Raw genomic sequence first — 12,047 nt, forward strand, 5'->3', positions numbered from 1 at the left:
GGGTGGGGTGGGAGTGAGTCCACTATCCCCTCCGGATTGATCATTGATTAGTGGGTAATGCCTTGAATGATTTTCAAGCATTGATATAAGGTCGGCCGATGGAAACCCTCGCCAACCTGGAGTCCTTCGTGCGCAGCGCCGAGACCGGCAGCTTCTCCGCCGCCGCGCGTCGCCTCGCCCTGACGCCGGCCGCTGTCAGCCGCAACGTTGCCATGCTCGAGCGCAACCTCGGCGTGCGCCTGTTCCAGCGCTCCACCCGCAAGATCACCCTGACCGAAGCCGGTGAACGCTTCCTCCAGGCCATCGGCGGAAACCTGGAGGCCCTGCAGTCGGCCATTGCAGCGGTGGGCAACGATCAGGGCGAGCCTTCCGGGATACTCAAGCTGAGCATGGCGCCGAGCTTCGGCATGACTCACATCCTGCCCTTGCTGCCGGCCTTCCGGGCCCGCTACCCCCAGGTGCGTCCGGAGTGGCACCTGGAAAACCGCCCGGTGGACCTGATTGCCGAAGGCTATGACCTGGCCATCGGCGGCGGTTTCGAACTGGCCCAGGGCGTGGTGGCGCGGCCATTGGCGCCGGCTCACATCATCGCAGTGGCGGCGCCGGCCTATCTGGCGGACCGCACCCTGCCCACCGATCCGGCCGGGCTGATCGACTTCGACGGCATCGTCATGCGCTCCTCCCGCACCGGCCGGATGCGCCACTGGAGCCTGCGTGACGCCGCCGGCAACGAAGTGGCCGCGCCACTGGCCGAGACCCTCATGCTCAACGACCCCGCGGCCATGCGCGAAGCGGCGCTGTTGGGCCTCGGCGTGGCCTTGCTGGCGGTACCCGACGTGCTGCCCTGGCTGGAGCGAGGCGAACTGGTGCGACTATTGCCCCAGTGGTACGCCGATGCCGGTACCATTGCTCTCTATTACCCCAGCCGCAGCCTGCTGCCGGCCAAGACCCGCGCCTTCATCGACTTTCTCACCGAGCATTTCCAGCGCGAACGGCTGGACCGGCGCTTCGCCGGAAGCCTGGGCGCCTGACCTATGCTGGAAACCTGCTGATTCGCCCGAAACGGAGTCCCCATGAACGATCAAACCCTCCCTCCCGAGTACCTGGAGTTCGCTGAAGAGCTGGCTGATGCGGCGGCCCGGGTGACCCTGACCTACTTTCGCCTGCCTCTGGAGGTGGAGAACAAGGAGGCCGAGCGCTTCGACCCCGTGACCCTGGCCGACAAGGGCGCCGAGCGGGCCATGCGTGCGCTGATCGGCGAGCGCTATCCCGGCCATGGCGTGCTGGGCGAGGAGGAGGAGAACATCGCGGGCGAGGAACCCTGGACCTGGGTACTGGACCCGGTGGACGGTACCCGCTCCTTTATCAGTGGCATTCCGCTCTGGGGCACCCTGATCGCCCTCAACGACGGCACCCGCCCGGCGCTGGGCATGATGGACCAGCCCTTTACCCGTGAGCGCTTCGTCGGCGACGGCAGCAGCGCCTCGCTCAACGGCCGCCCGATCCAGACCCGTGCCTGCAGCCGGTTGGCCGATGCGACCCTGATGGTCACCAGCCCCGAGCATTTCCAGCAGCCGCCTTACAGCGACCTGTTCAAGCAGCTCTCGAACGACGTGCGGCTGGTGCGCTACAGCGGCGATTGCTACGCCTACTGCATGCTCGCCCTGGGGCTGGTGGACGTCGTGCTCGATCCGGGTCTCAAGCCCTACGACATCCAGGCGCTGATACCGATCATCGAGGGCGCGGGCGGTGTGGTGACCCGTTGGGATGGTGGCGACGCACAGCACGGCGGCGATGTCATCGCCTGCGGCGACCCGCGCCTGCACGCCCAGATACTGGAACTGATGCGGACGGTGTGATGAATGAATCGCGGCGGGGGGCTGGTGGCTTTCTGGCATCCCGCCTGCGGAAATTTCTGCATTCGGCGCCTAAGCGCATGAATGCCAAGCGTATTCACCGGCGCAATTAATGTGCCTGAAAATAAACCTGTACATCCTGATCGAACCGCGTATAGTCGCGTCCACTGCTCTGCGATTGTCTCTGCGATACTTGGTTCGATGTTCTGATTGAAGTTATTTCATCTCCTCGATTCGTTACAGCTTTAGCACTTCAGTAATTTCCTGAGTTTTTATCAGGGTTATTTATTTTTATCTTGGAGTTATGAAATGTCCAATCGTCAATCCGGCACCGTCAAGTGGTTCAACGATGAAAAAGGCTTCGGCTTCATCACCCCCGCAGAAGGCGCTGATCTGTTCGTTCACTACCGTTCGATCGAAAGCACTGGCTTCAAGAGCCTGAGCGAAGGCCAGCAAGTGACTTTCGAAGTCGTACGTGGCCAGAAAGGCCTGCAAGCGGATAAAGTTCAGGTAGTCTGATACTTTACCGCCTCGAAAAGCCCCGTTATACGGGGCTTTTCTATTTCTGCTCCAAAAAATTCCAATAGTTTCGCTGGCTTGTGAATTGGCAGCAGGAACTTACTTCGCTTTGCCTCCATGTACTGTCGATAGTTACCAATTAACTATCCAGTGCTGCGCATCTGGCGGCAACACTCACTGAATAGGGAGTTCCGCATGCCAGGCTATGAGGTCAGGTATCAAGATATATCCGTGGGCGATATGGACTTTCATATCCGCTCGTTGCTTGATCACCAGCAATATCACGATCCTGGAATGGTGGCAGAGAACTTGGGCATATCGCCCGAAAGCTGGCCGCTGTTTGGCCAGGTCTGGCCATCCGGGCAGGTCCTTGCGCTGGCGATGCTCACGATGGACCTGGAAGGCAAACGCATCCTCGAAGTGGGGGCCGGCCTGGCTCTGGCCAGCCTTGTAGTACATCGCCGGGGTGGCGATATCACCGCCAGCGACTATCACCCGCTGATCCCCGATTTCCTGAAAGAAAATTTGCGCCTGAACGATCTCGGCCCCCTCAAGTACCAGGCGGCGGACTGGTCCGACCTCGAAGATGGGTTGGGCGTGTTCGACATGATCATCGGTAGTGACCTCATCTATGAGCGTGGCCAGCCGGCGCTGCTCGCAGATTTCATCGACCGGCACTCGGCCGATACGGTGGACGTCTACATCGTCGACCCCAATCGCTCGAACCGGTCCAGCTTCTGTCGGGAAATGGTCGAGCTCGACTATGTGTCGAGCACCAGCAAAATGAACTGCCTTCTGGGCAATGGCGAAGCCTTCAAGGGGTCGCTTCTGCATTTCCAGCGCGACGACTCCCGATTCAATCTGTGAAGGCTCTGCAGGACCCGAACTGAATTCGAGATTCTGCTTCTCGCTGACTCTCTATCCGTCTTCTGGCCAGATCTCTCCCATGAGATCGACCAAAAGTGCCGCATTCTCTGTGCACGCAGAGCGATTTGGTCAGGGGCTATCTACACTGGCTCAGGTTACTGATTGTGCCGAGGCAGCGTCATGACCTACCCACGCGAGAGCAGCGGCCTGCTGCTGGTGGACCCGTATAACGATTTCCTGAGTGAAGGCGGCAAGCTCAATGGCCTGGCCAAACCGGTCGCCGACGCCGTGGGCACGCTGGATAACCTGCGCCGGGTGCTGGCAGCAGCGCGCAAGGCAGGGATTCAGGTTTTCTATGTGCCACACCATCGCGCGCGGCCGAACGACTTCAAGACCTGGAAGCACCCCAGCCCCTACCAATTGGGTGCCAGCCGCGCCCAGGTGTTCGCTGCGGGCAGTTGGGGTGGGGAATGGCACCCTGATTTCCAGCCGATGGAGCAGGACGTGATGATCCAGGAGCACTGGGGCGGTAGTGGTTTCGCCAATACCGACCTGGACTACCAGCTCAAGCAGCACGGCGTGCAGCAGGTGATCCTGATCGGGATGCTCGCCAATACCTGCATCGAATCCACCGGGCGTTTCGCCGCAGAGTTGGGTTACCACGTGACGCTGGTGACCGATGCCACGGCGGCTTTCTCGCCTGAGGCCATGCACGCGGCCCATGAGCTGAACGGGCCGACTTATGCCCATGCGATCCTCACCACTGAGGAAGTGCTGGGCGCGCTCCTGTAAGGGCGAATTCATTCGCTATGTCTGCGTTAGCTGTTGCGAGAGATTGACCATCGGGCCAAGAGCCTTGTAGGAGCTGGCTTGCCAGCGAAACGCCGCCATTCGCTGGCAAGCCAGCTCCTACGGGCAATGCAGCTGCCTACAAGACGTACTGCAGACATAGCCAATTCATTCGTCCTCAATACACATCCCTCACATAGCGCTTCTCCCGCGCCATGTTGCTGACATAGGTCTCGGCATCCGCTGCGCTGAGGCCACCATGCTCGCGCACCACCGCCTTGAGTGCGGCGTCCACATCCTTGGCCATGCGGCTGGCGTCGCCACAGACGTAGAAGTGTGCGCCGTCCTCCAGCCAGCGCCAGAGCTCGGCACCCTGTTCGAGCATGCGTTGCTGCACATACACCTTTTCCGCCTGGTCGCGGGAGAAGGCGGTATCCAGGCGATGCAGGTGGCCGCTGGCCTGCCAGGCATGCAGTTCGTCGCGGTAGTAGAAGTCGGTCGCTTCCCGCTGTTCGCCGAAGAACAGCCAGTTGCGGCCCTTGGCACCGAGGGCCTCACGTTCCTGCAGGAAGGCGCGGAAGGGGGCGATACCGGTGCCGGGGCCGACCATGATCATCGGCCGCTCCGGATCGGCCGGTACGCGGAAGTGGGCCGCCTTCTGGATGAAGATCGACACCTCGCCACGGCCGGCACGGTCGGCGAGGAACGCCGAGCAGACGCCGGCACGGTTTTGGCCCTCGCATTGATAACGGACGGTGGACACGGTCAGGTGCACCTCGTCCGGGGTCGCCAGGGGGCTGGAGGCAATGGAATAGAGGCGAGGTTGAAGGCGCTTCAACCGGTCCAGCAGCTCGTCCGCGTTGATCTGGATGGGGCAGGTGCGCAGCAGGTCGGCCAGCTGTTTGCCCCAGAGCCAATCCTCCAGTTCGGCCTTGTTCGCCGGTTCCAGCAGGCGTGCCAGCGCCGCGCTGCCAGAGCGTTCGGCAATGAAGCGCAGCAGATCAGGGGTGACCTTGGCGATCTCGAAATGTCGGCCCAGTGCCTTTGCCAGCGGCAGGACACCCAGGTCTTTCACCTCGACCAACTGATCGCCGTCCAGATCCAGTGCGCTGAGGACCTCGTTCACCAGCGACGGACAGTTGCTCGGCCACACGCCCAATGCATCGCCGGCCCGGTAGTCGAGGCCGCTGCCCTTGAGGTCGAGGACGACCTGCCGGGTCTCCTTGCTGGAACCGGGCGCATTCAGCACGGGGTTGCGTAGCAGCCGGCTGGCCAGAGGGCGCTGACGGCTGTACAGCGGTGGCGCTGCGTCCTCGGCGGGCGCACCAGCGGTTTCCAGCACCGGCAGCGGAACCGTTGTACTGGCCAGGGCACCGCGGACGGCGGCCAGCCAGGCGCGCGCCGGTTCTTCGTACTCCGGCTCGCAGTCCACGCGTGGCACCAGGCGGCGCGCACCGAGGGCTTCCAGGCGGGCATCGAGCTTGCGGCCGAAACCGCAGAACTGGTCGTAGTTGGAGTCGCCCATGGCCAGCACGGCGAAGTCCAGGCCGCTGAGGGAGGGGGCGCTGTCCGCGTTCAGCGCGCTCCAGAGCGACGCACCGTTGTCAGACGGATCGCCGTCGCCGAAGGTGCTGGCGATCAGCAGGGCGGTGTCGGCGCTGGCCAGCTCGGCGGGCTGGATGGCGTCCATGCAGTGCACCTTTACCGCATGGCCCTCGCGTTTCAGTGCGTCGGCACAGGCGGTGGCGAAGCTTTCCGCATTGCCGGTCTGCGAGCACCAGAGCACCAGCAGTGAATTCCCCGCCGACGGCGTTGGGTTCGTGACGGCCGTAGGCGCTTCCCAGCTGCGGGAGAACAGCCCTGCGAGCATGCCGTCCAGCAGCAGGCGGGTTTCCGGGGCCAGCGGTGCGCTGGCCGGCAGGGTGGGCACGCCACCTTGCTTGCGGCTTTCCTCGCTGCGCAGGCCGAGCAGGTAGCCCTGCAGGTAGCGTTGCTCGGTGGGCGCCAGGCTGAGGTCGGCTCTGGCGTCGAGGTTCAGCAGACGGGCGAAGGCATTGATCGGCATGTCGGCGAGTTCCTCCGGAAAACCGGCAGCGGCGCTGACCGCGACCGGCTCGACTTCTACCAAGGGGATGAGCGGGGGGCTGGCCGGGGCGACCGGCGCCAGGGCGACGGCGCTGTATTTGAACTCCGGCTGCAGCGAAATGGGGTCGATGGCATCACTGGTCACGGCGTTGATTGCCAGGTCTTCGCCATAGCGGTCGTTCCAGTGGAAGGGCGCGAAGCAGTTGCCCGGTTGCACGCGGTCGGTGACCACGGCCGGCAGCACGGCGCGGCCACGGCGCGAGCGCACTTCTACCTGGCTTTTGTCGGCGATACCGAGGCGGCTGGCGTCACTCGGGTGGATTTCCAGGAAGGTGCCGGGGTTGAGCTTGTTCAGGGTGGCCACCTGACCGGTCTTGGTCAGGGTGTGCCACTGGTGCTGCACGCGGCCGGTGTTGAGCACCAGGGGGAAGGCGTCGTCAGGCAGTTCCGCCGGGTCCATGTGCGGCCGGGCGAAGAACCTGCCCTTGCCGTTGTCGGTGGCGAAGGCGATGGCCGGGCGTGTGCCGTCGGCACCGATCTTCATTGCCTGGCTCACCCCGTCGTTGAAGTAACGGATCGGGTTGCGCGCGTTGGCCTTCGAGCCGGGCGCGCAGGGCCATTGTTGCGGACCCTGGCGCAACAGCTCGTAGCTGGCGCCGCGGATGTCGTAGCCGGTCTTGGGGTTCCAGGCGAGTTTGATTTCTTCGAACACCTCGGCGGCGGACGCGTAGTCGAAGGCCTCGGCGAACCCCATCGCGCAGGCGACGCGGGCGATGATCTGCCAGTCCGGCAGGCTGTCGCCGGGCGCGTCCACGGCCTTCTGGGTGAGGGTCAGGTTGCGCTCGGAGTTGATCATCACGCCTTCGGCCTCGGCCCAGAGTGCGCCGGGCAGGAGGATGTCGGCGTAGCGGTTGGTCTCGGTGTCGAGGAAGGCGTCCTGGGTGATCACCAGTTCGGCATTCTGCAGCCCCTCGATCGCCTGGCGGCGGTTGGGCACGGTGGCGACCGGGTTGGTGCAGATGATCCAGCAGGCTTTGATATCGCCAGCGCGCATGGCCTCGAACATGGCCACGGTGCCGTTGCCGCCGTCCTGGCGCAGGTGGCCGCGCGGCAGTTGCCACAGGTCTTCGATGAACTGGCGGTCGGCCTCCACCAGCAGCGAACGCTGGCCAGGCAGGCCGGGGCCCATGTAGCCCATCTCGCGACCGCCCATGGCGTTGGGCTGGCCGGTAAGGGAGAAGGGGCCGCTACCGGGTCGGCAGATGGCGCCGGTGGCCAGGTGCAGGTTGCACAGGGCGTTGGTGTTCCAGGTGCCGTGGGTGCTCTGGTTGAGGCCCATGGTCCAGCAGCTCATCCACTCTTTGGATTCGCCGATCCATTGGGCGGCTTTGCGGATGTCGGCTTCAGGCAGGCCGGTGATGGCGGCGACACGCTCCGGTGCGTAGTCCTCGAGGAAGGCCGGCATGGCCTCCCAGCCCTGGGTGTGGGCGGCGATGAAGGCCGGGTCGGTGTGGCCGTTCTTGTGCAACAGATGGAGCAGGCCGTTGAGCAAGGCGAGGTCGGTGCCGGGCTTGATCGGCAGGTAGAGGCTGGCTTTGTCGGCGGTGGCGGTGCGACGCGGGTCGACCACGATCAGCTTCGCCCCGGCCTTGACCCGGTCCATCATGCGCAGGAAAAGGATCGGGTGGCAGTCGGCCATGTTGGCGCCGGTCACCAGGAACAGGTCGGCCGTGTCGAGGTCCCGGTAGGAGCCGGGCGGGCCGTCCGAGCCGAGGGAGAGCTTGTAGCCGCTGCCGGCACTGGCCATGCACAGCCGCGAATTGGATTCGACGTGACGGGTGCGGATGAACCCCTTTGCCAGCTTGTTGGCCAGGTACTGCGCCTCCAGGGACATCTGCCCGGATACATAGAAGGAAATGGCGTCAGGACCCTGAGTGTCGAGCAGCGCGCGCAGCCGGCTGGCGGTGTCCTGGATCGCCTCGTCGATGCCGGTGCGCACCGGGTCGCGACTGCGCTCGTGGCGCAGGTAGGCGTGCTCCATGCGGCCGGAGCCGGTGAGCGGTTGGGCGCAGGTATTGCCCTTGGTGCAGAGGCGGCCAAAGTTGCTTGGGTGGTTCTTGTCGCCCGTCACCTTGACCACGCGGTTGTTCGCGACCTCCATGACGATGCCGCAGCCGACGCCGCAATAGGGACACACGCTTCGCACTGTCTTGTTCGCCATATCCGTACCTTGCGCGGAAACGAAAAAGCGCCATGCCACCCACCGTCGAAACGGGGGAGACACGGCGCCTTTGTCGTGGGGTAGGGCAATCGGCATTGATTGCCTTGGCGGGGCTATCGCAAGGCACATGCCAAGTCCGCTGCAATCCTCGCCAAGGCTTTGCGTGGCGGCCCCTGCAGGCATTTATCAGGTGGAGTTCGAGCGGTGTTGGCTGGCTTCAGGATGGGGCGTGATGCGTGTTGTCGCACCGTTTTGGTTCCTTGGCGGGCGCTCGTCACGAGCGTCGCTGCAGCCGGGAATGGCGGCTGCACGAATCGCTGCAGGGCGCGCCATTACTGGTGCTGGACCTGGCTCTGGATGCGTTGGGAAGCGCGCTTTCGACAATCTGGCACAGCCACTGCATAGGCAGGACCAGGCCCACCACGAACAGTGCGGTGGGTGGCCCGGCAGATCAATGGCGATCGCTTCCCGGGCCAAAGCCTGTTCACGATCTCGCGAGCTAGAGAAGAACAAGGCGGGAATGGCTGAGGACGCGGAGTTTACGAGTTGTAAATGAGCAGTCCGAAGCCATTTTCAACGCGGTTGTTCCGACGCGCAGCAGATTGTGGATAGGTTTTGACAGGTGCGCCAGGCAGTGTGGCTCGGCGGCACCCATGAACGAACAGGCAAAGGCGCCTGGGACGATAAGTCCCAGGCGCTTTTTTTTTGCCCCCGAAAAACGTGATTGGCTTGGGCCGGGTGCTACCTATGAACTCCAACGTCGCTTCCACTCCTGATGTGCAAACGCTGATCGTCATCGGCAATGGCATGGTCGGCCATCATTGCGTCGAGCAACTGATCGAACGCGGCGCGCTGGACCGCTATCGCATCGAGGTCTTCAGTGAGGAACCGCTGCGCGCCTATGACCGTGTTCACCTGTCCGAATACTTCGGTGGCCGTGATGCCGAGTCCCTGGCCCTGGGCGAGGCCAGCCTCTACCGCACTCCGGGCGTGACGCTGCATCTGGGTGTGCCGGTACTGGAGATCGACCGAGAGCGTCGCGAGGTGATCACCGCCAACGGCTGCGTGGCCTTCGACAAGCTGGTGCTGGCTACCGGTTCCTATCCCTTCGTGCCGCCCATCGAGGGTGCCGAGGGCAACTCGCGGCTGGTCTATCGCACCCTGGCGGACCTCGACACCATTCGTGATGCGGCGGCCAACGCACGCCGTGGCGTGGTGGTGGGCGGCGGCCTGCTGGGCCTGGAAGCGGCCAATGCGCTGAAGTCCCTCGGCCTCGACGCCCATGTGGTGGAGTTCGCCCCGCGCCTGATGCCGGTGCAGCTGGACGACCAGGGCGGCCAGGCGCTCAAGGCGCGCATCGAGGCGTTGGGCGTGGGCGTGCACTTGTCCAAGGCCACCCAATCCATCAGTGCCGGCGCGGAGTACCGCTACCGGATGAACTTCGCCGGTGAGGATTTCCTCGAAACCGACCTGATCGTCTTCTCCGCCGGCATCCGCCCGCAGGACGCCCTGGCCCGCCAGAGCGGCCTGGAGCTGGGGGCGCGTGGCGGTGTGGCCATCGACGGTCAGTGCCTGACCTCGGACGCGAACATCTATGCCATCGGTGAGTGCGCGGCCTGGAACGGCAGCATCTTCGGCCTGGTCGCTCCCGGTTACCAGATGGCCCGCAGCGTCGCCGCGCAGCTCTGTGGCGAGGAGGCCGACCCCTTCATCGGCGCCGATATGTCCACCAAGCTGAAGCTGCTCGGCGTGGACGTGGGCTCCATCGGCGACGCCCACGGTGCATTGCCGGGGGCTCGCAGCTATCGCTTCATCGACGAAGCCACCTCCAGTTACCGCCGGCTGGTGGTTTCCGCTGATGGCAAGCAGGCCCTGGGGGCCGTGCTGGTGGGCGACAACAGCTACTACGACACCCTGCTGCAGTACGTGCAGAACGGCATCAAACTGCCGGCCGATCCGGCCAGCCTGATCCTGCCGGCGGGCGAGGGCGCCCCGGCCCTGGGCGCCGATGCGCTGCCGGCCACCGCCACCGTCTGTTCCTGCCACAACGTCAGCAAGGGGGCAATCTGCTCCGCCATCGACGCTGGCTGCACCGACGTCGCCGGGGTCAAGGCCTGCACCAAGGCGGCCACCGGCTGCGGCGGGTGCGCGGCGCTGCTCAAGCAGGTGGTGGAGCACGAACTGTCCGCCCGTGGCGTGGCAGTGGACAAGAGCCTCTGCGAACACTTCGCCTACACCCGCCAGGAGCTCTACGCCCTGGTGCGTGTGGAAGGCATCGAGACCTTCGAGGAAATGCTCGCCAAGCACGGTCGCGGTCATGTGGGCTGCGAAATCTGCAAGCCGGCCATCGGCTCCATCCTCGCCTCCTGCTGGAACCGTCCGATCCAGAACCCCTGGCTGGTGCCGCTGCAGGACACCAACGACACCTTCATGGCCAACATGCAGAAGAACGGCACCTACTCGGTGGTGCCGCGCATCCCCGGTGGCGAGATCACCCCGGAAGGCCTGATCGCGATTGGCGAGGTGGCGAAGAAGTACAACCTCTACACCAAGATCACCGGCGGCCAGCGTATCGACCTGTTCGGTGCCCAATTGCACGAGCTGCCGGACATCTGGGGCGAACTGATCGCCGCCGGTTTCGAGACCGGCCATGCCTATGGCAAGTCCACCCGTACCGTGAAGTCCTGCGTGGGCAGCACCTGGTGCCGCTACGGCGTGCAGGACAGCGTGAAAATGGCCCTGGACATCGAGAACCGCTACAAGGGCCTGCGCTCGCCGCACAAGCTCAAGTTCGCGGTCAGCGGTTGCACCCGCGAGTGCGCCGAAGCACAGAGCAAGGACGTGGGCGTGATCGCCACCGAGAAGGGCTGGAACCTCTACGTCTGCGGCAACGGCGGCATGCGCCCGCGCCACGCCGAGTTGTTCGCCACCGACCTCGATGACGAGACCCTGATCCGCTACATCGACCGCTTCCTGATGCTCTACATCCGCACCGCCGACAAGCTGCAGCGCACCTCCGTCTGGCGCGAGAGCCTGGAAGGCGGGCTGGATTACCTCAAGGCGGTGATCATCGACGACAGCCTCGGCCTGGGCGATGAGCTGGAAGCCCAGATGCAACTGGTGGTGGATCGCTACGAATGCGAGTGGGCCAACGCCATCAAGGACCCGGAGAAGCTCAAGCGCTTCCGCACCTTCGTCAACGACGGCCGTGGTGACCCGGATATCCATTTCGTCAACGAACGTGGGCAGATCCGTCCGGCGAAGGCGGCTGAGCTCACCCTTATTCCCGTAGCCGAGGAGGTGGTCTGATGGCCCAGCAGAGCGCACAACGCATCGACATATCGGAAAGCTGGCAGCGCGTTTGCTCGCGCCAGGACCTGGTGCCCAATTCGGGCGTGGTGGCCTGGTGGGAGGGTGCCCAGGTGGCGCTCTTCTACCTGCCCGAAGGGGAGGAAGGGCGCCAGCTCTTCGCGGTGGATAACCACGACCCGCTGGCCGGCGCCAATGTCATTGGCCGCGGCATCGTCGGTCACCTGGGCGGCGACCTGGTGATCGCCTCACCGCTTTACAAACAGCACTACCGCCTGGAAGACGGCACCTGCCTGGAGTATCCGGAACAGCAGCTGCGGGTCTGGCCCGTGCGCCTGGAGGGGGATGTTGTGGAAATCAGGGTGGAGTGAACAGGCAAATGGCCTCGGATCGGGGCCAGG

General features: G+C 64.3%; 8 protein-coding genes. 7 read left to right on the plus strand and 1 reads right to left on the minus strand.

The genetic code is table 11. The annotated features are described in order from the left end of the window. Positions 1-98 precede the first annotated feature (98 nt). The 5 genes from FFS60_RS23960 (at position 99) to FFS60_RS23980 (ending at position 4,034) form a co-directional block, all read left to right on the plus strand. Positions 99-1,031 (plus strand): LysR family transcriptional regulator, encoded by a 933-nt coding sequence (locus tag FFS60_RS23960; RefSeq protein ID WP_137823373.1) that lies wholly within the window; start codon positions 99-101, stop codon positions 1,029-1,031. A gap of 42 nt (positions 1,032-1,073) precedes the next feature. Continuing rightward, a complete protein-coding gene (gene hisN, locus FFS60_RS23965) occupies positions 1,074-1,859 on the plus strand; it encodes a histidinol-phosphatase (protein WP_137823374.1) in 786 nt (261 codons plus the stop codon). A gap of 306 nt (positions 1,860-2,165) precedes the next feature. Next, entirely contained in the window at positions 2,166-2,375 is a 210-nt protein-coding gene (locus tag FFS60_RS23970; protein ID WP_028626465.1) for a cold-shock protein, read from the plus strand. A gap of 195 nt (positions 2,376-2,570) precedes the next feature. Continuing rightward, positions 2,571-3,242, plus strand: coding sequence for a methyltransferase (locus FFS60_RS23975; protein WP_028626466.1), 672 nt, complete (start codon positions 2,571-2,573; stop codon positions 3,240-3,242). Between the two features lie 180 nt (positions 3,243-3,422). After that, on the plus strand, positions 3,423-4,034 hold the full coding sequence (locus FFS60_RS23980; RefSeq protein ID WP_028626467.1) for a cysteine hydrolase family protein: 612 nt from the start codon (positions 3,423-3,425) through the stop codon (positions 4,032-4,034). A gap of 175 nt (positions 4,035-4,209) precedes the next feature. Here the strand turns inward: FFS60_RS23980 and FFS60_RS23985 are convergent, their stop codons facing one another. After that, complete coding sequence (locus FFS60_RS23985) at positions 4,210-8,337, minus strand: sulfite reductase subunit alpha (RefSeq protein WP_137823375.1); 4,128 nt, start codon at positions 8,335-8,337, stop codon at positions 4,210-4,212. A 747-nt stretch (positions 8,338-9,084) separates the two neighbouring features. On the opposite strand from FFS60_RS23985, the gene nirB reads away from it, so the two are divergent. Together nirB and nirD are read left to right on the plus strand one after the other, a co-directional pair. After that, positions 9,085-11,646 carry a nitrite reductase large subunit NirB gene (gene nirB / locus FFS60_RS23990; protein WP_137823376.1) on the plus strand — a complete coding sequence of 854 codons (2,562 nt, stop codon included), beginning with the start codon at positions 9,085-9,087 and terminating at the stop codon, positions 11,644-11,646. Next, positions 11,646-12,017 (plus strand): nitrite reductase small subunit NirD, encoded by a 372-nt coding sequence (nirD, locus tag FFS60_RS23995; RefSeq protein ID WP_028626470.1) that lies wholly within the window; start codon positions 11,646-11,648, stop codon positions 12,015-12,017. Before nirB ends, nirD begins: the two co-directional genes overlap by 1 nt. Positions 12,018-12,047: the final 30 nt, after the last annotated feature.

This window comes from Pseudomonas sp. D(2018) (assembly GCF_005502555.1).
Taxonomy (GTDB): Bacteria; Pseudomonadota; Gammaproteobacteria; order Pseudomonadales; family Pseudomonadaceae; genus Metapseudomonas; species Metapseudomonas resinovorans.

Bases quoted from the DNA above. Each gene is read 5' to 3' on its own strand.
- FFS60_RS23960 (WP_137823373.1), top strand. From the start codon at position 99: ATGGAAACCCTCGCCAACCTGGAGTCCTTCGTGCGCAGCGCCGAGACC.
- hisN (WP_137823374.1), top strand. From the start codon at position 1,074: ATGAACGATCAAACCCTCCCTCCCGAGTACCTGGAGTTCGCTGAAGAG.
- FFS60_RS23970 (WP_028626465.1), top strand. From the start codon at position 2,166: ATGTCCAATCGTCAATCCGGCACCGTCAAGTGGTTCAACGATGAAAAA.
- FFS60_RS23975 (WP_028626466.1), top strand. From the start codon at position 2,571: ATGCCAGGCTATGAGGTCAGGTATCAAGATATATCCGTGGGCGATATG.
- FFS60_RS23980 (WP_028626467.1), top strand. From the start codon at position 3,423: ATGACCTACCCACGCGAGAGCAGCGGCCTGCTGCTGGTGGACCCGTAT.
- FFS60_RS23985 (WP_137823375.1), bottom strand. From the start codon at position 8,337: ATGGCGAACAAGACAGTGCGAAGCGTGTGTCCCTATTGCGGCGTCGGC.
- nirB (WP_137823376.1), top strand. From the start codon at position 9,085: ATGAACTCCAACGTCGCTTCCACTCCTGATGTGCAAACGCTGATCGTC.
- nirD (WP_028626470.1), top strand. From the start codon at position 11,646: ATGGCCCAGCAGAGCGCACAACGCATCGACATATCGGAAAGCTGGCAG.